Annotated in this window: 14 protein-coding genes; 9 read left to right on the forward strand and 5 right to left on the reverse strand. The window is 68.6% G+C overall.

Annotation, left to right across the window (positions count from 1 at the left end):
- On the forward strand, positions 1 to 496 hold a 496-nt coding region (locus tag DMH12_RS02705), incomplete at its 5' end, for a DUF4232 domain-containing protein (RefSeq protein WP_148107516.1).
- An 84-nt stretch (positions 497 to 580) separates the two neighbouring features.
- Positions 581 to 1432 (forward strand): phosphotransferase enzyme family protein, encoded by an 852-nt coding sequence (locus tag DMH12_RS02710; protein ID WP_125489909.1) that lies wholly within the window; start codon positions 581 to 583, stop codon positions 1430 to 1432.
- Positions 1433 to 1455: 23 nt separating this feature from the next.
- Here the strand turns inward: DMH12_RS02710 and DMH12_RS02715 are convergent, their stop codons facing one another.
- Entirely contained in the window at positions 1456 to 2052 is a 597-nt protein-coding gene (locus DMH12_RS02715) for a TetR/AcrR family transcriptional regulator (RefSeq protein WP_125489910.1), read from the reverse strand.
- Between the two features lie 195 nt (positions 2053 to 2247).
- Here DMH12_RS02715 and DMH12_RS02720 point away from each other — a divergent pair, with 195 nt between their 5' ends.
- Positions 2248 to 3186: an alpha/beta fold hydrolase gene (locus tag DMH12_RS02720; protein ID WP_125489911.1), complete on the forward strand. Its 939-nt coding sequence runs from the start codon at positions 2248 to 2250 to the stop codon at positions 3184 to 3186.
- Between the two features lie 216 nt (positions 3187 to 3402).
- Positions 3403 to 4833 (forward strand): DUF308 domain-containing protein, encoded by a 1431-nt coding sequence (locus tag DMH12_RS02725; protein ID WP_125489912.1) that lies wholly within the window; start codon positions 3403 to 3405, stop codon positions 4831 to 4833.
- 4 nt (positions 4834 to 4837) lie between these two features.
- Here the strand turns inward: DMH12_RS02725 and DMH12_RS02730 are convergent, their stop codons facing one another.
- Entirely contained in the window at positions 4838 to 5962 is a 1125-nt protein-coding gene (locus DMH12_RS02730; protein WP_125489913.1) for a hypothetical protein, read from the reverse strand.
- 819 nt (positions 5963 to 6781) lie between these two features.
- Here DMH12_RS02730 and DMH12_RS02735 point away from each other — a divergent pair.
- Both DMH12_RS02735 and DMH12_RS40220 read left to right on the forward strand, forming a co-directional pair.
- Positions 6782 to 7636, forward strand: coding sequence for a peptidoglycan-binding protein (locus DMH12_RS02735; RefSeq protein WP_312023895.1), 855 nt, complete (start codon positions 6782 to 6784; stop codon positions 7634 to 7636).
- A gap of 291 nt (positions 7637 to 7927) precedes the next feature.
- Entirely contained in the window at positions 7928 to 8569 is a 642-nt protein-coding gene (locus DMH12_RS40220; protein WP_125489915.1) for a peptidoglycan-binding protein, read from the forward strand.
- 152 nt (positions 8570 to 8721) lie between these two features.
- Here the strand turns inward: DMH12_RS40220 and DMH12_RS02745 are convergent, their stop codons facing one another.
- The 3 genes from DMH12_RS02745 to DMH12_RS02755 form a co-directional block, all read right to left on the reverse strand.
- The gene (locus tag DMH12_RS02745) at positions 8722 to 10413 is read right to left on the reverse strand and encodes a S8 family serine peptidase (RefSeq protein ID WP_185832117.1); all 1692 of its coding nucleotides are present in this window, start codon (positions 10411 to 10413) and stop codon (positions 8722 to 8724) included.
- A gap of 236 nt (positions 10414 to 10649) precedes the next feature.
- Positions 10650 to 11864 carry a DUF2235 domain-containing protein gene (locus tag DMH12_RS02750; protein WP_260473991.1) on the reverse strand — a complete coding sequence of 405 codons (1215 nt, stop codon included), beginning with the start codon at positions 11862 to 11864 and terminating at the stop codon, positions 10650 to 10652.
- A gap of 244 nt (positions 11865 to 12108) precedes the next feature.
- A complete protein-coding gene (locus tag DMH12_RS02755; protein WP_125489917.1) occupies positions 12109 to 12972 on the reverse strand; it encodes a thermonuclease family protein in 864 nt (287 codons plus the stop codon).
- A 377-nt stretch (positions 12973 to 13349) separates the two neighbouring features.
- On the opposite strand from DMH12_RS02755, the gene DMH12_RS02760 reads away from it, so the two are divergent.
- Genes DMH12_RS02760 through DMH12_RS02770 form a run of 3 tightly spaced genes read left to right on the forward strand, consistent with a single transcriptional unit; the run spans position 13350 to position 19899 of the window.
- Positions 13350 to 14423 (forward strand): WD40 repeat domain-containing protein, encoded by a 1074-nt coding sequence (locus DMH12_RS02760; RefSeq protein ID WP_125489918.1) that lies wholly within the window; start codon positions 13350 to 13352, stop codon positions 14421 to 14423.
- Between the two features lie 6 nt (positions 14424 to 14429).
- Entirely contained in the window at positions 14430 to 17327 is a 2898-nt protein-coding gene (locus tag DMH12_RS02765) for a DUF6603 domain-containing protein (protein ID WP_125489919.1), read from the forward strand.
- A 40-nt stretch (positions 17328 to 17367) separates the two neighbouring features.
- A complete protein-coding gene (locus DMH12_RS02770; protein WP_125489920.1) occupies positions 17368 to 19899 on the forward strand; it encodes a hypothetical protein in 2532 nt (843 codons plus the stop codon).
- Positions 19900 to 19925: the final 26 nt, after the last annotated feature.

The following is a 19925-nucleotide window of genomic DNA, read 5'->3' on the forward strand; positions in this document are numbered from 1 at the left end:
GGAGGGCACCGGGGGGCAGGGGACGGCAGCGGGCTCCGGGTCCGGCTCTGGCTCTGGCTCCGGGGCTAATGACAAGGCCGGCAAGTGCCGTACCGATGAGCTGAAGTTCAAGGCGATGGACGCCACCGTCGACGGCGACACCGAGGGCACCGTCGCGGTGGAGCTGACCAACGGCGGCGGCCGGGAGTGCGCGATCTCCGGGTACGCCGGCGTCGATCTGAAGACCAACTCGGGCACGCTGTCCGCGAAGCGCAGTGGCGAGCCGGTCGTCCCGGGCACCCTCAAGGACGGGGAGACCGTGGCCTTCGGCATCCACTACCCGATCAACGACTCGGGCGGCTCCGGCGTCCGCATCACCGGGCTCGTCGTCACCCCGCCCGACGAGACGAAGTCCGTCACCCTCGACTGGCCGGGCGCCGCCACACTGCCCGTCACGGACGGCACCGGCTCCCCGGTGAAGGTCGGCCCGATCGGCAGCGCCGGCCAGGGCGGCTGACCGCGCCTGAAGTACCGTCAAACAGCGCCGTGAAGCCGCGGTGTGCCACAGCAGGCGGCGTTGGGGAGAGGAGCAGAGCGAGACATGCGGGAGCCGGAGTTCCGTCGGGCCGTGACCGCGGCCACGTCGGCCGCCTCATCACTCGGCCTGGCCACCGAAGACGTGACCGTTCTCCACGACTCGAACAAGCTCACCCTGCGTCTGCTGCCCTGTGACGTCCTGGCCCGGGTGGCGCCCGTCGCGCAGCAGGTCGCGGAGTTCGAGGTCGAGCTGGCGCAGCGGCTCGCCGCATCAGGGTGCCCCGTGGCCGCCCTCGAACCTCGTGTGGAGCCACGCGTCCATGAGCGGGACGGCTTCGCGGTCACTTTCTGGACCTACTACGAGCCCATGGCGCCACCCGAGGTGTCACCGGCCGACTACGCCGACGCGCTGAAGCGTCTGCATGCCGGCATGAGCCGGCTCGACGTCCCGACGCCGCACTTCACGGACCGGGTCGAGCAGGCTCGACAACTCGTCGTCAACCGCGACCGCACCCCGGATCTCGCCGAAGCGGACCGGCGACTGCTGCGCAACACGCTGCAAAGCCTGAGGAGCGTGATCCGCGAGCGCGGCGAGGCCGACCAGCTGCTGCACGGTGAGCCACACCCGGGCAACGTCCTCAGGACGCCGAACGGACTGCTGTTCATCGACCTGGAGACGTGCTGCCGCGGCCCTGTCGAATTCGACCTCGCCCATGCCCCCGAGGAGGTCGGCGCACACTATCCGGGCGTCGACCAGCACCTGCTGCGCGAGTGCCGCCTCCTCGTACTGGCGATGATCACAGCGTGGCGCTGGGACCGAGACGACCAGTTCCCCGACGGACGACGGATGGGAACGGAGTGGCTCAGCCTGATCCGAGCAGAACTCGACCGGGGCGGGGTGGGCGGCCGGAGCTGACCGCGCGCTGGGCGCCTGCGTGCCTAGGCATGCCTGGCTGTGCGCAACGTATGCCAAAGGGCGTCAACGGTCACGCCCACGACGGCCAGGAGCTGCGCCGGGCTCGCCCCGGCTCTGCTCATGACCGCGAGAGACTGGTTCACGGCCGCCATGTGTTCAGCGAAGGCTTCGGCGTCCGCGTCGGCCAGTCCCCCCGCCCTCAGCGCGGTGCGCAGACGCAGACGCTGGAAGCCGAGCGCCTCCTTGGCGTGCGCCGCGACGGCGGGGCTCAGCACCGGAATCGCCATGGCCGACTGGGCGATCAGGCACCCATCGGGGAGTTCGGGATCGGCGATGCGCTCAAGGGTGACGTCGAAGAACTCACGAACAGCCGCGAGGGGTTCCGAGGCCGCACCCGACAGGGCGGTGTCGTACTTCTCCCCGTAGCGCGCGGCGTAGCGATCCAGGCAGCGCAGGAAGAGCGCGTCCTTGGCGCCGAGCGATGAGTAGATGGAGCTGCGGTTCAGGCCGGTTACCCGTGCCAGGTCGTCCACAGAGGTGTCGGCGTAGCCGACGCGCCAGAACTGGATCATCGCGGCGTCGAGTGCCGTGTCCATGTCGAACTGCTTCTTGCCTGCCACGTGGCACTTCCTTGCCGGTGTCTTGATGTCTCTGGAGCGTGCTGCACACCATTCTATCTTGAACTGACTAGTTCAAGATGTGTTACGTTGGAGACGTGATCACGACCGCGGGCCCCGCCGCCGTCCGGAACGGCACCACGGGAGCGACTTCAACGCCGGCGCAACCGGCAAATCCCACACCAATAAAGGTCTGCCATGACTGACTCAGCGACCACCTCTCAGCATGTCTGCGAAGCCAACCCCGTCCCCGACCTGCCCCTGCACGACCTGGACGGGTTCACCCACCGCTGGGTCGACGCGGACGGCATCCGGCTTCATGCCGTCGAAGGCGGCCAGTCGACCGGCCCGGCAGTCGTCCTGCTCGCCGGGTTCCCGCAAACCTGGCAGGCCTGGCAGAAGGTCATGCCCAGTCTCGCCGACCGGTTCCGCGTCATCGCGATCGACCTCCCGGGCCAGGGCCACTCCGAGCGCCCGGAGCGAAGCTACGACACCCACACCGTCGCCGCCCACGTCCACTCCGCCGCAAGGGCACTCGGAGTGTCGTCCTACTGGCTGGCCGCCCACGACGTCGGCGCCTGGGTCGCCTTCTCCCTCGCCCTCAACCACGAGAGTCACCTGCGTGGGGTCGCTCTGCTCGACGCCGGAATCCCCGGCATCACCCTTCCGGAAACGATCCCCACTGACCCGGCCCGGGTGTGGAAGACCTGGCACTTCGCCTTCCACCTCGTGCCCGACCTGCCCGAGACCCTGCTCACCGGCCGCGAACGGGAGTATGCCGGCTGGTTCCTGAAGACGAAGACCCTCTCTCCCGACGCGTTCGACGACACCGACCTCGACCACTACGCGGCTGCCCTCGCCGCCGACGGCGGGCTCCGCGCCTGTCTCGCCTACTACCGGGACGCCGCCGAGTCGGCGCGCAAGAATCTCCGGGCCCTCAACCGCCGGCACCTGTCCGTGCCCGTCCTCGGAATCTCCAGCAGCCACGGCTCCATCCCCGACATGGCCGCCTCCATCAGCCCGTGGGCCGACAACACCACCGGAGTCGTCGTGCCCGACGCCGGGCACTTCATCCCCGACGAGCAGCCCGAAGCAGTCGCCGCCGCAATAGCCGCCTTCTTCGCCGGCGACGCCTGACGTTGTCCAGAAGTGGCGGTGGTGGAGCCGACGGCAGCCGGCGAACCAGGCCATGGTGCGTTCGATGGTCCAGCCGGTGAGAGCCCTCCGGAAGAGTCGTGGAGCTGACACCCTCTTTCGGTCAGGTCAGCGCTGGAACCAATTGGGGTAGCTCCGCGTGCACGATGCCGGGTCAGGTTTGAGTCTGGGGGGATGAGTACCCGTCCATGGGCCGTCGTGGAGACACCTGACAGCCGAGGCCTTCGCCGCATCACCATAGGCGGCGAGACGGTCGGCAGTGCCTGGTCATCGGCCGAGCTGCGCAGAATACTCGTCCGTCAGGGTTACCCGGAGAACTTGGATCTGGATGATCCGGCATCCATATGCTGGCGCGGGGGTGACAGCAGGACCTGGCCCGACCGGGCTTGGAGAAGGCGCTCGATCATGGCGCTCATGGTGGCCGGTCTGTTCGCTTCCATGGTTTTCAACGTGGTCATCGGATGGCCGGACGCCTCGGGGGCTCTCACCTTCTCGCAACGGATTACCGGAGTGCTGTTCGTCCTCTCGGGCGTGGTGCTGGGAGTTGCGGCAATCGCAGCACTCGACTACTGGGGGAGACGGCAGTTCAGGGCCTCCGGAGCGATTGTCCTGCTCGGCACAGTCATTGTGCTGGCCACCGACTCCCTCCTTCTTCTCCTCTGGCTCGAGGAGAAGGAGTACACGCGTTACCTGCTGGTCTATTTGCCCACCTTCTGCTGGTCCGTATGGGCCTTGTGTATTCTTGTGCGCCAAAAATCGTGGAAGGGCATACCGCAACCGAAGAAATTCGCTGCCGGAGTGGTCGCCACGGCACTCCTGACGGCGGTCAGCCTCGCCTACTCCACCATGTATCAGCCTGCGGCGGCCCCCATGCACTTCACCATCGAAGCGGAATTCGGGAAGGCGTGGGAGGACAAGAAACTGCCCTTCGTGCATGTGCCGTTGACGCTGCACATGAAAAATACCGGTGGGATACCCGTGTACATCATCAATGACATCTACACGGTCCGCGGCAGAGCCGCCTTGTATTCCAAAGGTGATGAGGATCTGCTGGAAGAGTGGCGGGAGAGCGTCGGAAAGCAAGGGGCGCGCGAGGGGGAGGCCGAACTCTATGTCGACCGACTCAAGTACACGACAATAAGCAGCGGTAGATTTTATCATTCCGGTGATTCGCTCGACGTGGGGCAGGAGTACGCATTGGAGCGCGTGTTTCAGCTCCCCAAAGACGTCGGGTACGACACGCTGAGTGTTGTACTGCAGATTTCGTACATGCGAAAAGATCGGGGCAGGCTTGACGTGGAGGAGTTCAGCTCCCCGCATCCTTCGTGGAACGAGGGTGACCCGCTCTACTACTGTGAACCGGTGATATGCGGGGGGCAGCTCGTCTACCGCGGCAGGGTGAGACACAACAATAATCTCATCAATGTGACGCGAAAACCTCGTCATGTTACTGCTGTCTGGTCCCCTGAAGGCCGCTTCATTTCCTCGATTTCGTCTCTCTCCTACAAGTTCTCCGGGGTGGGCGACTACGCGGAGGAGAGGAGGGAGCTGGAGAGATACGGGGCTGCGAGGGCCAGGTCTGCTTCTGAGGTATCCGTGGCCGAACTGTTGAGATCCGCCGGCGTCTGACCGATCACTCACCGGTCTTGCTGAGCCAGGTGTCCACCGAGACCCCAAACTGCTCGTCGAGGTACGTTGCCGTCTGCTCACAGGACAGGGCAGAGGAACCCAGGGTCCCGAACAGTTTGTCATGCGGCACGAGCTCGGCGAGCTCGGTGATGAGCGGTGCGACTTCGAACGGGCCGTTGGTGTTCTCGTTGTTCTGCAACTGGGCGAGGACGTCGAGCGTCTCATTGCTCTTGTCCTTCGCCTTCCAGAAGTCCTTGACCCCCTCGGCTTCCCACTGGGCGGGAAGCATTTTCCTCAGTCCCCGTACGAGGTCGGACTCAGGGGTGGACTCGAAGATGGCGCTCGTGCAGAACGCGGCCGCTTTGCCGAGCGACTCCTCGGGGCGGTCCTGGGCGGAGGCGGATTGCTCCTGTTGGTCCTTCATGCGGGAGGTCTTTTCCTCCAACTCCTTCTTGGCTTCGGACCGCTCGGCCGCCGAGGCCCCGGAGTCGTTGCTCTTCTTCAGCAGTGCGCTGACCTGCTGCGTGATCTCCGTGAGCTGTTCTCGTTCCTTCGGCGGTGTTCTTCCGTCGCGCGCTATGTCCGACGATGCGCTCAACGAGACCAGAGTGTTCGAAGTAGCCTGCTTCGACCCCGTGTTTGCAGCTGGACTCTCGGCACCGGCTGAGCTCTCGGCACCAGGTGAGCTCTCGGCAGTGGATGAGCTCTCGGCCACGTAGGTTGTGTCTTTCGCTGTGCTGATCATCTGGCCCCGCACGTCCTGTGGCGTCTTGGGGTCGCAGATCATCTCCAGTGTGGAAGTGGTGCGCTTGATCACGAGGATGAGTGTGGAACTTTCCTCGGCCGGTACCCGGGTATCGCCGGCCGCCCCGAGAGCCGAAGTCACCTGCTTCACGATCTCGGTCAAGTCTTTCCGCAGCTCCGGGGGTGTTCCCGGGTCATTGATGGCCGCCAGCGCGATGGAGAGATTCTCCGCGCTCTCGATGACTCCCTGCCTGTCCTGAGGCAGTGTATCCGGGTCCTTCACCGTGCTGATGATGGTGAGCAGCTTTGCCACGGTCGACGCGAGTTCTTCGGGGACTTGTTCCTTCTCCTCGTTCAGCGTCGTCGTGGCCTCGTCGATCTCCACCTTCTGCTCGGGCGGCGGGTCGGAGGTCTGTCCGTCGGTATCGTCGGGATCTGACGGCTCAGAGGATTCCGACGTCCCGCTCGGCTCGGAGGTGGGAGACGTCTCGGGTTCCGGCGAATCGCTTGGTGGGGTTGTCGGTCCGGAGTCCGGTGGCGAAGGGGGAGGCTCGGTGGGTTCTGTCGGATCACTGGGCTTGGAAGGGGGCGACGGCGGAGGATCAGTGGTCTGCGCCGGGGCTCCGGCATGGCTTCCGTTCGGGCTCTGAGAATCCGTTGCGGCAATCGTCAGACCTGCCGGGAAAGCGAGTGCTGCAGCCAGGAGGGAAGCGTTGGCCGCGTGAAGTATGTGTCGCCGGGAGATTCTGGCCATAATGATTCCAGATACGCTTGGCGCCGTGTTGTTTCGTTGATGTGGAAACTTCGCGTTGGCAGCGGCTCCAGGGAAAGCGGAGCCGGAAGCCTGCGCGGTAGGTATGAACCTACTCTTCACCTGCCCGGCGCCGTCTGCAACGGGAGCACGCAGTCGCGGTGCTGCCGGCCATCCCAGGGCAAGCGAAGGCCGCGAAGCTGGCACCGACTTCGGCATCATGAGCTGCACTCGCGGCGTGACGTATGCCCAAAGCAACCGTTGTCCCAACTGTTTCCTGCCACTTTCACGGTTTGCCGCAGCTCACTGCCAGTCGCATCGTAGAAAGCAGGGGAGAGCCTGGCGCACGGCACGTTGTTCGTTTCGCCGGCTTCCCCATGTCTCCCGCTGCGCCTCCCGATCAAGAGCGGTGCGATGCGACGAGGGAAGGATCTCACCATGCCTCATCCATGGATGCCCCACGCCCTCAGGGCGGACGTCGGGGACCATGCGCCATGCGACCCCGAATTCCCGGCAAGGGCTATCGCGCACATTACGGCGGACAGGGCGGCCACCGCCGAAGCTCCCCTGGATCTGGTCCCGTTCGCCAACCTCAAGGGCTTCTTCACCGGCAGCGGCAAAGGCCGGGCTCCACAGATCCTCTGGGATCCCTTCACCGGAGCGTTCGCCCAGTTCTTCCCCGCCACCTCCCGCAGCAAAGCCGTGTTCGACGCGCCTGGTGGCACTCGTACCAACCGGGCCGGCAGAGTCGTCATCCAGATCGAGGCGTTGTTCTTCCCGCACTGCCGTGTGAACGGCAAGGTGTTCCCAAGGCTGGTCGACACTCCTTGCAAGGGGTGGGGCGACCTCCACGCGTGGGTCAGCTCGTGGGACGTACCGGACGCCTGGCCCATGGGCCGCCCGACGTCCCTGTCCCGCAATACGTGTCCGGCCGACAAGTGGAGGACGCAGGGCGGGTGGTACGCCCACGCCCATGTCCCGGAGAACGACCACGTCGACCCGGGTTCCTGGCCCGCGTTCGGGTCGCAGCCGCCTCCTTCCTCCCATACCGAGCCCCAGTTCGAGCCGTTCCCCGGTGCGTCCTTCTTCCAGGCGGGGCGTCAATCACCGATCATCGGCGGAATGCATGGCCGGCTCGTCGCCAAAGACTGCGACCGCTACACGTCCAGCACCAGATTCGACGTGTGGGGGCCGGGCGACGTGAGGTCGTACATCGCCTGGCAGCAAAAGCTGGGCTTCGAGGGACGCGCTGCCGATGGCATCCCCGGCCGACTCAGCTGGGACAGGCTCGAGGTCCCCAACGTCTGAGGTTTCATGAGCAACAACTGCGGAGCCTTCAGACTTTGCCGAGATGCCGTCAGAAGACGTGTTTGAACAGCCCCTTTGCGGGTTTGCGAGGGGCTTCCATCAGGCGCATGGTGGAAATAGAGCGACCGTGTCGAACCGACAGGCGCACTCCTTGGCCGACGCTGCCCTGCTCTTGAACGGGCTTTCTTCGGCGAGCAGACGAGCACGGGGCTTGCGGAAGGGCAGCGTGCTGGGACTCACCAGCTCGGCTCAACCGAACACGGTGTCTGCTGAGTGAAAGGAGACAGGGCCATGCCTGCTTTGGCGCCATTCCCAGGAGCGAAATTTTTTCACAAGGGACAACGCAGTCCCGTGATCGCGTCGATGGGTAAACGTCTGGTGGCGGAGAAGTGCGGCAAGTACCGGACGGGGCCCGGCCCCGAGTGGACGGACATCGACCGGGAGTCGTTCGCCGCATGGCAGCGCAAGATCGGGTTCAAGGGGACTGACGCCGACGGTATTCCGGGCAAGACCTCCTGGGACCGCCTTCGTGTCCCGGCGTCGTCGCCAGCTCCCGGCGGCCGCGTCATGTCTCCCGTACCGCGGCACCGCGCCACGACCGCCTACCGGGTGAAGGGGCCTCGCTGGAGCTTGGGCTACCACACCGGAGTGGATTACGCCGCTGAGGAGGGGACACCATGTGTCGCGGTCCGCAACGGTTCCATAGTCCGCAGCGGGAAGGACCGCAGTTTCGGTGACTTCCTCGTGCTGCGCGCCGGCGGGTTCGACTACTGGTACGCCCACCTCTCCCAGCAGAACGTCAGAGGCGGTTCGGTCAAGGCGGGCCAGAAGATCGGAGAAGTCGGCCGCACTGGGAACGCAACGGGCCCTCATCTTCACTTCGAAAAGCGCCCGGCCGGTGGTGGCTTCGGCACGGACGTGCGCCCCACCTGACATCCATCGAGGCGCCTCTGCAGGAGGCGTGCTGGAGAGAACGATGGACCTCTTGCCGACCGAGATGAAGGTCAATGCCGAGGGCGACGTCGAGGCGGCGCTCTCGGCCCGGCGATGAGGCGGCGGACTACCGACTCTCTCCCTTCGCTGGTCTAGACGAACTCGTTGCCGATCAACTTCTGCAGGTCGGGCATCACCCCGAGGAAGGCACCGGGTGCGCCGGGACTGCTGTTGAGCGGGCGGGTCAGTACGTCGCGCATCCGTGTCGCGGGGATCTTCCCCGGTGCCCCGGTCGCCGGGTTGAGGGTCTGAAAGAGGTTCTGCACCAGCAGGCAGACGCCGGCGATCACCGGCGCCGCGGCGGAGGTCCCGCCGAACGGCGGTGCGGTCCAGTAACCGTCCTTCTTCCTCGGTGCCGCGGGGTTCCCGCACGTCACCACGTTCTCCACCCAGGAGTAGCAGTCGATGCGGGTGCCGAAGCCACTCACCTTCCCATTGGTCACCGGATTCGGTGCGGTCAGCCTTCCGTGCGGGGGCGCGGATGAGCCTCCGCCGACCACGATCGCGCCGCTGTCCTGGAAGTCCGGGCTCTGCCGGTCGAGCGAGTGGCGGCCCTGCGGTCCGACGAACTGGTCGAGCGGGGCACCGCTGTTCCCGGCCGCCGCGACGACGCTCACCCCACGCGCGGTAGCGAGCCGTACCGCGGCGAACACCGCTGGGTCCGTCTCGGCCGGCACGAGGTGCTTGACGCCGCTGATGGTCGCCTGGAGTTGGGCCTCCAGCAACAGGACGTCGCCGAAGCGCAGCTGCGCCTGGGCCACCATCACCGCGTTGGCGAGCTCCTGGCGGCTCTGGAAGGAGTTGAACGGTGGATTCGACTGGTTGTACGACATGACCCGGGTGGCCGCGGCCGGCGCAATGCCGCAGATTCCGACGGTGTTGTCGGCGCCGATCACCTCGCCGATCACGGCGGTGCCGTGCGGAAAGCTTGCGGCGGTGTTGTGTCCGCCGAGCAACCGGATCCCGGTCGGCAGGTCCTGATGCCCGCCGAGGAACCAGCCTTGCTCGACGTCGATGAACTGCAACCCCGAACCGTCGGCGCCTTTCGCCCATGCCGCCTGCACACCGATTCCGTCGAGCGCCGGCCGCAGATAGCCCTGCCGGCTGAAGAGTGGGTTCGAGGTGCCGACGACGGGGTCGGACGCCAACGGCGTGGTGTACGCGTACTCCACGGTGCCGGCCAGCTGGGACAACGCCGCGGCCAGCCCGTCTGTGTCGAATCCCGGCGGGCAGTCGATCGCGAGGAAGTTGTTGAAGTCGGGGGCCGAGTAGCCCGGGTCGGCGGCACGGGCCTCGTCTATCATTACCTGGATCTCGTCGCCCGTGTGCGTGTCGAATACGCGGCGCAGCAGGAGGCCCGGCAGCAACGAGCCGACCACCGCGATCAACGGCTCGAACCCGGGTCCGACGACCGCGTTGGCGAAGTCGGTGAGGGTGAGGGCTCCGCCGGGGCCGAGCGGGACGAAGGTGCCGTCGACCACCTTGACCGTCACCGACGGCACCAACTGGCGTTCGAAGACTTCCTGCGTCACGCCCACAGCGGGGTCGAAGCGCAGCGACCCCTGCTCGAACACGTTCCTTCGCCCGAACGGGACGGCTGCGTCGTCGATCTCGTCGGTGACCGGATGGCCGAGACCGCCGTACTCCGCGCCGAGCTCGAGGTAGGTGGAGAGGATCAAGCCATGCAGCTCGAATGCCTCACCAATCCGTGGATGGAAAAGGATCCGACCGAACTCGAAGGGGCGCGTCGAGCCCCCGTCGTACAGGACCTCCTCCGGTCCCACGGGGGCGCCCAGGTTCAGACCGGACGCCAGGAGTCCGGCGTGCTTGTCGTCTATCGAGGTCACCGTTCCGCACCCTTCGGAGGTGTGCCCCTGCTTCGACGTTATGGCAGGCGAGGTGACTCTGCCACCCAGACCGCGCTGAGAAGAACAACACGCCGATGGCGTGGACTTCGGCACGGCGCAACGAGCGCGATGGCGACCGGCAGAACAGCGGCGCCCTGACTGGGGCCGCGGCGTCAGGTGGCGCGGTCGGCTCCGTCGTGTGCGTCGGCATCCGCGCTGTGACCGGACGCGGCCGGCGGCATGGGCGGCAGGCCCGCTGAGAGGCCCGGCAGCAGGACGGGCTCCAGCCGGACCCGTTCCTGTCTGCCCAGGTAGCGCTCCAGCTGCGGTGGCCGGTAGCCCGTGTTCCGGTCGTAGCGTTCCTTGGCGGGCACCGCCAGGAACTCGTTGCCGTCGGCCTCGCCGTCGTCGTTCACCGCCTCTCCGAGCGGCCGGTGCAGCGGCTTGGACATTCGGTACATCCCCGTCCGTGAGGCATGCAGAACGCCCGAACCGTCCGGCCGTACACGGAAGTCGATGCTTTCCCCCGGCTGCATCACCCGCGGTCCGGCCGTGCTCAGCGCATGGGAGTCGAACTCGAGCCCGTGCCTGCGAGCCTGGTCGACCATCCACAGTAGGGCGACGTCGGACAGTCCCGTCTCTTTGTAGCCGCCACCGACATCGGAGTGAACACCGGCGAACCACACCTGCTTCAGCTCCTGGCCCTGCTCGGCGGAGCCGGGTTTCTGATGCCACAGCGTTGGCCGGAATGCCGAGCGCTGCTCGTCGGCGGCCAGTGCATGGAAGGCAGCCTTGATCCAGCTGCTCAGTTCGGTGTTGTGGAACGCCCAGCGGCGGTTGAACCTGTTCACCGCAGGATGCAGCCATGCTGTGTCCGAGACCGGGATGCCCAGGGCGCCGACCGTGTCCCACACCCCGACGAATCCGATCTCCGTCTCGCGCGCGTAGGAGCGGCGGAACAATGTGGCGGCCGCACCGTTCGGTTGCTCGATCCGGTCCCGGTACAGAGCCCAGGCCTCCGGGATCCGGTCGGCGTGTTCCCGGCGCACGATGCCGCTGTTGCGCACCAGCCCCGCGAGACTGCGGGCGGTGAACGCACCGCGGCTGAAACCGAAGAGGAACAACTCGTCGCCCGGCTCGTACGTCTCGACGAGGAAACGGTAGGCGCCCACGATGTTCCGGGACAGCCCCACACCGAACGCGCCGCCGCGCAGGCGTTCCCGCCGATGGGTACCGACACCGCTGTGGTAATAGACGCGCTGCTCCATCCCGGCAGCGGACTCGGGACGCACGGACAGGGCGACCTTGGCGACGTTGGTCTTGCTCGGCTGGTCCGCGAAGTTCCATGTCCCGTCGCAGCAGACCACCAGACGCTTGGTCATGACCATCCCTCCTCGCGAGAGCTCGGAACGGCGCACACCACCACTTCCAGGGTCGCACCCACTCGCGGGCCACGCCATGCGAGAGCCACTCGGCATTCTGCCCGGCAGCGGACAACCCGCGAAGGTCCAGCGGTGGCCAGGGTCAAGTCGTGCTTGAGCCGTTCGAAGCGGACCAACTCCCGCTCAGCGCAGCTCGCTCGGCCGGGCTCTCGGTGGTGATGTCCCACCTTCGGGGGCACCATGGACGCTGTCAGGCGTCCTCGAAGAGGAGGTCCTCGGGCGGACGGGTCATCCGCACCGTGTGGCCGTTCGTGACCTCCACGACATGGTGGAGGCCGGCACGCCGCTCGCCTGTGGACAGGACGGAGAAACGGTCCCGACCACCGGCCAGGAAGGCGGGGTAGCACGACAACGGCATGGTGTCCAGACGCAGATAGTCCATCGTGCGCCGGAACAGTTTGGGAAGGATCACCACCTCGTCGGTGAGCGAGCCCAGACCTGTGATCTTTGCTCCGGTCGTGGTCACGTCGCTCGCCCACAGGCCCCGGCGGGCGTCCCGTGCCCCGACGGCCACGGCGGCCATCTCCGTACGGAGAGTGGTGAACAGGCTGCGGTAGAACGTCGGGTACGCCAGTCCCTCCTTGAGCAGGTGGTGATTGACCGTCGTCCGCAGCACGGGGACGGTCGCGTCGATTTCCAGGCCGCTGGTGCCGGGCGGATCGCCCCGCCCGGCCAGGGCTATGCAGCGGCCGTGGACGTCGGCCCCGCGGGTGAGTACGAAGCCGGGCACCGTCTCCGGGGTGGTGGCGGTCACGCTCTCGTCCGGTCGTCGCTGGACGTCGGTGAAGCCGAGCCACGCCAGCATCTCGTCACGTGCGGCGTGAGCGAACCGGAGCGGCTGGTGGTCACGGTTCGGACCGTAGTGGGTCTCGAGCGCGTCGACCGCGTCCAGACGCAGTTTCGCGCGACCCACGGAACTGTGCTCGACGGCCCGCCCGCCCCCTCCACCGACAAGGCTCCACTCGGACGGCTCGTCCGCGGTGAAATGAACCGTGTCCCCGTCCGGCTGCGACCCCGTCACGTTGTAAAAGCCCTTGATGAGCAGCATAGGCATGGCGACTCCTCAGTATCGCGGAGATCTCAAGGCCACACTTACCAGGATACGCGGACTGGACTGGACCGCAGATCGGAAATAGCCCTGCAGCGGTGAACAGTTGACGATGCAAAGGGTGAGCGGCTCCGCGTCTCGTCCGGTCCGGGCTGATGTGGCGGGCGCGGATATTCCGACTAAGCTGATGAGTTGCAGTTGGTGCATGCGTGAGCTGCAGCGGCACATTCGAGATGCATGCAGTGTTCGCCGTACTACGGGCACCGAAATGCCGCGGTCGGGAACACGCTCGGGGCGTCTTCCATAAAGCGCGGCGGCAGAGCGACGTTCGATATCTCCGTGCCCGGCCGCCGACCACCATTCGGCACCAGGAGGAACCGGTCATGAGCGAGCCCGGTACCGTCGCGCTCCGCGCACCACAGGACGGCTCGGTCCAGGCCATCGCCTTCAGCCCGGACAACAAGCGCTTCGCCGGCGGCGGCAGCGACACCCGGCTGCGGGTGCGCTCGATCGGCATCGGGGCACCGCCACTGGAGGTGACCACCGACGGATCCGTGACGGGCCTCGACTTCAGCCCGGACGGCACCCGGATCGCCGTGGCCGACTTCGAGCAGGTGTTCCTGCGTGACGGCACCACCGGCACGGCCCTGTGGCAGGGTCCACTCGCCCCCGGCACCTCGGTGAATTCCGTTCGGTTCGCCCCGGACGGACATCTGATCGCGGCCACCGACACTCTGGTCGCCGTACTCGACCAGGCCTCCGGGGAGACCACGCGGCGCATCACCGTGGACCCGCCGCTGATCGCCGATGTGGATCTCAGTCGGGACGGCAGCCGGATCGCGCTGGCCGTCGACGAACGCCACGGCGGAAACCATCGGCACGCCGGGTCCGCGCGGGTGCACGATCTGGCGACCGGCAAGGAACTGGCACGGCTGACTCCGCAGGACGCCGTCTTCACCGTCGCGTTCAGCCCGGACGGGCTGCGCGTGCTCTGCTGCGCGGCGGACGACACCACCCGCATGTTCGAGGCGGGGACCGGGAAGCAGGTCTGGTCCGCCCCGGAGGAGCCCGACGAGCAGGTCACCGCCCCGAGCTGCCTCGCGTTCGACCCCAAGGGCAAGTGGACCGTGGTCGGCGGCGCCGACGGGTTCGCCCGGGTCCTGGACGCGGAAACGGGAGACGAGCGCGGCCGGGCGCCCAAACTGAACCCAGGCTCTCCGGCGGACCAGAGCTTCGGAGCCGTCACACACGTCGCGTTCAGCCCCAACGGCAAGCACGCGGCCAGCGCCTCCATCGACAACGCCGTACGGCTGTTCAACATCGAGGGCAAGGAGCTGTACAACGTGCCCACCGAGGAGGTGCTGGCGCTGCGGTTCAGTCCGAACGGTCGCTGGCTCGGCGTCGGCACCATGAACGGCGCCCTCGTGATCGACAACGGCGAAGCCAACCAGGGGTGAGCCACGATGGACCCGCAGGCACTCCTCCAGCTGGTCGCCGGACAACTGCGCGCGCTGGCCAAGGACGCCGTCGACGGCCTGGTCGGCTCCCTGCCCCAGCTCGGCGAGGACCCCTCGGCCGCGGGCACCGTGCTCGCCGGCCGTCTGCTCGCCGTGCACGACAAGCTGCCGCCGGGCAACTCACTGGTGGAACTCCTGAGGGAGACACTCGGCGACCTGGACGCCGCCTCGCCGGTGCGACTGCACGGCTGGCGACGCGCCCCCGGCGCGCCCCTCGGCCTCGCCCTGGTGCTGGACGACCCTGCCGCAGCCGCCGGCGGGCGTGCCGTGCTCGGGGTGACCCCGGACGGACCCGTGTTCGACATCGTGGTGACTGCGGGAGCGGCCCTGACCCTGCCCCAGACCGTCCACGGGCCCTGGAGCGCGGAGGCGACCGTCACCGCCGCACAGGGCTGGGACGCCGCCTTCGGGCCGGGACTGCCGCCCGCACCGCCCGGCGGAAGCGCCGCGATCCGCCTGCGCCGCACCGGGAAGCTCACCGCCGGAATGACCGACGGGCCGGGTATGAGCGTCGACGGCATCGGACTGACCGTCACCTCGGAGCCGGGCACCCCCGCCGCCGTCGAGCTGGAGTTGCAGGGGTTCACCGCCTCGGTGCTGCCGGCCGCGCTGGCCCGCCTCCTCGGCATCGGCGGCGCGAGCCCGATGTCGGGACCTCCCACACCCGTCGTGCTGCGCGCCGACCGGGCCGCCGGCCTGCGCTTTTCCGGCACCGGCGGTCTCAATGTTCCCCTCCCGCTCCGGCTGAACGGCCCCGGCGTGTCCAGCCGCGGCGCCGCCCTGGAGCTGACCTCCGACGGAGGCGAGCCGCGGTTGGCCCTGTCGGTGTCGGCCAGCGCGGGACTGCCGGGCCTGCCCCTGAGCGTCCACCTCGACCGCGCCGGGATCGAGCTGCCGGTCACGTTCGCCCCGGCCAACCGTCCCGGCCTCGACCCGAGCAGGCTGCGTGAGCTGTTCCCGGACGGCATCGGAGCCGAGCTGAAGGTGCCGCCCATCTCCGGCGGCGGCGTGGTCCGGCGCACCCCCGACCAGGGTTACGGCGGCCTGATCTCCGTCGACCTCGGCGTGCTGCGCGTCCAGGCGGTCGCGCTGTTCCGCCCGCCGGACGGCAAGGACCCCACCAGCTTCCTGGCCCTGCTCACCGCACAGTTCCCGACACCCGGCATCCAACTCGGCCTGGGCTTCGCACTGGACGCGGTCGGGGGACTGGTCGCGGTGAACCGACGCGCGGACGTCACCGCGCTCCAGCAGCTCGTCGGCGACGGGAACGCCGACCACGTGCTGTTCCCCGACCGCGCGGTGGAACGCGCCCAGGAGATCATCGGATCGCTCGGCTCGGCGTTCCCCGTGGCGGCAGGGCGCATCCTGGTCGGGCCGATGATCCGGCTCAACTGGGGCGGCCGCATGGTGTCGCTGTCCGGAGCGGTGATCCTCGAACTGCCCGCGCCGGCCCGCGCACTCCTTCTGGGACGGCTGCTGGTCGGGCTGCCCGACCCGACCGTGCCGCTCGTCCGCCTCCAGGCCGGCGTGCTCGGCCGGATCGAACCGGCCGTCCCCCTCTTCGAACTGCTGGTGTCGCTGTCCGGGTCGTGGATCGTCGGGCTCGCCGTGCGCGGCGAGCTGTATCTGCTCGTGCGCGGCGGCCGGCAGCCGCAGTTCGTCATGTCCGCCGGCGGCTTCCACCCCCGTTACGCCCGCCCCGCCCGGGTCCCCGCGCTGGACCGGCTCCAAGTGGATCTGGCCCCGGGCCAGGGCTGGGGACTGCGCATGGAGGCCTACTTCGCCGTCACCTCCAACGCGGTGATGTTCGGCGGCCAGGTCCAGCTGAACGCCACGATCGCCGGCTGCGGGGTGACCGGCTGGCTGGGACTCGACGCTCTCTTCGTCTTCGACCCGGTGTTCGCGTTCTCCGTACACGTACGCGCCGGAGTGGCGGTCCGGGCCTTCGGGCGCCGACTGGCCGGGATCGCCCTGGACTTCACGCTGGAGGGGCCCGCGCCCTGGCACGCCTTCGGCACCGGCAGCATCTCGGTTCTGTTCTGGGACGTCGAGCTGGACTTCGACGTCCGCTGGGGCTCGCCGCCCGCCGTCCCGCAGAAGGCCGGACGCGATCCGCTCGAGGCTCTGACACCCGAACTCGCCCGGTCGAAGGCATGGGCGGCGGAGAGGCCGACCGCCGAACGGACCGCGCTGGTGTTCACCAAAGCCGCCGACGACAAGCTCAACCAGGGAACCCTCGTCCATCCCGACGCCACCCTGCGCTTCACCCAGCGCGTGGTGCCCCTGGGCGTGCCGATCTCCCGGTTCGAGCGGCGGCCCGTGCCGACGCAGACCTGGACGATCAAGGAGATCATCCTCGGCACCACCAGGCCCGCCACCGGACTCCCCTCGCTGCCCGAGCAATTCGTGCCCGGTGAGTTCTTCGAACTCACCGAGGACGCGCAACTCACCGAGCCCGCCTTCGTCAGCCGCGCGGGCGGACTGCGGACCGACACCGACGGCATCGCGGTCGGCGCCGGCCACCGCGTGGACGACGGCTACGAGACGGGATACGAACCCCCGCTGCCCAAGAAGCAGTTCTCCCTCTGGCCGGGGCTGTTCCGCCGGGAGGCCGTCGTGGGGGTCAGCGCCGCCGAACGGCTGGAACGGTGGCGTACACCGGAAGCGGTGATCAAGATGCGCCCCGCCACACTGACCGTGACCGCCGCCGATTCGCTCCGGCCGCTGCTGGACGACGTCACCATGGTCGATGCCACCGACGACGCCTGGCAGGCGATGAGCGGCCAACTCGAACAGCCCCAGGCGGCGTTGCGGCTCGTGGAGAGCTGGGAGGTGCGCCGGTGAACACGTCCCGCACCCTCCGCCGACCCCTAGGGAGCGTCGTATGAGTACGCGGTGGTTCTTCTCTTCCGCGCGGGTCGGCGCCGCCGCCTCGGCCGACGGCCAGGCACTGCACACGGGGGTGCGGTTCTTCCGGGACATCGACGGCCGCCGCGAGGAACCGGACGAACTGAAGGGACCGACCTTGTCGCTGGTGGGACCGGGCGACGTGCTCGGCTTCGACCGCTCGATGGTGCTGCGAGAGGAACCACCGCCCGGCACACCCGACGCCGCGGAGAACGTGCTGGCGAGCGTGGAGCTGGCACACGCCGACCTGCCTTGGCTGCTCTCCCCGGGCAAGGTGCCCACTGACGGCGGACCCACCCCGCAGCCCTGGATCGCACTGATCGTGCTGGCCGAGGACGAGGCCGCCCCTCCCCGCCCCGCGCACCCACTGCCGATCCTCACCGCGCCGGTCGCCGCGCTGCCCCCACTGGCCGAACGGTGGGCCTGGGCCCACGTGGAGGCACGGTTGCCCGACGACGTCACCGACGTCGACAGCGCGCGGCGTCTCGTCGAACAGGGCACGCGGAACCACTCGGCCGGTGTCGTGGGACGGCTGCTGTGTCCGCGCCGGCTGGCCCCCGACCGCGGCTGGATCGCCGCCGTCGTGCCCGCCACCGCCGCAGGGCGAGACGCGGGCCTGAACGCCGCGGCAGGGGCGGCGGCCACCGTGGACGCCTGGCCGGTCCCCGGCCGGGACACCGTCGACCTGCCCGTCTACCACTGGTGGACCTTCCGTACCGGGAGGGCGGGCACCTTCGAGGAACTCGCCCGCCGGCTGCGCTTCCGGCCCGCCGCCGAGTCGGGACTCGGCACCCGGACCATCGACGTCGGCCTCCCGTGGCCCGCCGAGGAACCCGCCGGTCCGGCCACCGCCGTCATGGACGGCGCCCTGCGGGCACCTGGCCCGACGCCGCTCGAGACCTGGTCCGACCCCGCGGCCCAGGACCGGTTCCGGGCCTTGATCCGCGAACGGGTGGACGCGCCGGCCCGGCTCCGGGCCGAGCCGGTGCCGGACGGGGAACCCGCCGAGGACCAGGACGTCGTCGCCGTCGCCCCGCCGCTCTACGGCACTCACCACACCGGCGAACAGACCGTGCCCACCGAGCCGGAGACCTGGCTGAGCACCCTCAACGTCGAAGTCCGCAGACGGGTCGCCGCCGCACTCGGCTGCCGCTACGTGCAGTTGGAGCAGGAGTTCCTGATGGCCCGGGCCTGGGAGCAGGTCGGCGAGATCCGCCAGGCCAACCGGCTGCTGGCGGCAGGCGAGCTGGCCGCCGTCGCCGCCGAGCGTGCCCAGCGCAAGCACCTCGACCCACTCGACGCGGCCGGCCTGGTCACCGTCATGGCGCCGGTGAGCGGGCGGGTGCCCGTGTCCGCCACGCAACAGGACACGGAGCCGACCACCCTGGCCACCCTGCTCGCCGCGGCACCCGACCTGCCGGCCGCGGTGGCCGGCACCTCCTTCGCCCGACTGACCCGCGCCAACGGCGCCCTGGCCCGCCGCGCCGAGCGCATCACAGCCGAAGTAGGCGGCGAGCCGCCACAGGCCGGGTCCTTCCTCACGGGGAAGCTCAAGGCCATGAACATGATCGGCGAGGATGAGCGCAAAGGCGTCCTGCACGGCGAACTGCGCGCCGGCATGCCCCCCGTGCGACTGCAAGTGCTCCGGCTGACCGACCGAATCCCCGCCGACATCTGGGCACAGCGCACCGAGGACGACGACCGCCCGCTACGGCCGATCATGGCCCACCCGAAATTCACCGTGCCGATCGCCGAGGAACTGCTGGCTCGCTGGCCGGAGTGGGCGCTGCCCGGTATCGGTGCGATGCCGGGCGACTCGGTGACCCTGCTGGAGACCAACCCCCAGTTCATTGCCGCGCTGCTCGTCGGACTCAACCACGAGTTCAACCGCGAACTGCTCTGGCGGGAGTTCCCCACCGACCAGCGCGGCACCCCCTTCGCCCGGTTCTGGCCCGGCGACGACGCCGACGTCGAGGAGATCGCGCTGTGGCCGCTCGACGCCCCTTTGGGCAGTCAGCTGCGCACCGGCGGCGCGGGCGACCTGGCCATGCTTGTGCGCGGGGACCTGCTGCGCCGCTTCCCTGGCACCGCCCTGCACGCCGTACGCGGAGTGGACGGCGAGCTGCCGCAAGCCTTCGACGGCGTACCTGCCACCTCGCTCGCGCTGGACGAGTCGACCGTCCTGTACCTGTTCGCGGACCTCGACGAGGAGCGGGCCCGCACCGAGGACTGGTTCTTCGTGTTCCGCGAACCCATGCGCGGCACCCAGTTCGGGTTCGACACCGGCTCTCAGCCCGCGGTGATGGAGACGTGGGCCGACCTCACCTGGCAGGGCATCGGCGTGGAGCCTACCCGATGCGCCCAGCTCGGCCCGAAGCCCGGCACACCGACCCGGCTCACCCGGCCCGACCCGCCGGTGTGGGCCCGGGACGCGGCCGACATGGCCCGCATCGCCTTCCAACAGCCGTTCCAACTGGCCTTCCGGGCGGCCACGTTGCTGGGTGGTTGACCGTGCCCGGAACAGGAGCAGTGGGG

Source organism: Streptomyces sp. WAC 04229, from assembly GCF_003947455.1.
Taxonomy (GTDB): Bacteria; Actinomycetota; Actinomycetes; order Streptomycetales; family Streptomycetaceae; genus Streptomyces.

Bases quoted from the DNA above. Each gene is read 5' to 3' on its own strand.
- DMH12_RS02770 (WP_125489920.1), top strand. From the start codon at position 17,368: ATGAGTACGCGGTGGTTCTTCTCTTCCGCGCGGGTCGGCGCCGCCGCC.
- DMH12_RS02755 (WP_125489917.1), bottom strand. From the start codon at position 12,972: ATGCCTATGCTGCTCATCAAGGGCTTTTACAACGTGACGGGGTCGCAG.
- DMH12_RS02735 (WP_312023895.1), top strand. From the start codon at position 6,782: ATGCCCCACGCCCTCAGGGCGGACGTCGGGGACCATGCGCCATGCGAC.
- DMH12_RS02710 (WP_125489909.1), top strand. From the start codon at position 581: ATGCGGGAGCCGGAGTTCCGTCGGGCCGTGACCGCGGCCACGTCGGCC.
- DMH12_RS40220 (WP_125489915.1), top strand. From the start codon at position 7,928: ATGCCTGCTTTGGCGCCATTCCCAGGAGCGAAATTTTTTCACAAGGGA.
- DMH12_RS02750 (WP_260473991.1), bottom strand. From the start codon at position 11,864: ATGGTCATGACCAAGCGTCTGGTGGTCTGCTGCGACGGGACATGGAAC.
- DMH12_RS02760 (WP_125489918.1), top strand. From the start codon at position 13,350: ATGAGCGAGCCCGGTACCGTCGCGCTCCGCGCACCACAGGACGGCTCG.
- DMH12_RS02765 (WP_125489919.1), top strand. From the start codon at position 14,430: ATGGACCCGCAGGCACTCCTCCAGCTGGTCGCCGGACAACTGCGCGCG.
- DMH12_RS02720 (WP_125489911.1), top strand. From the start codon at position 2,248: ATGACTGACTCAGCGACCACCTCTCAGCATGTCTGCGAAGCCAACCCC.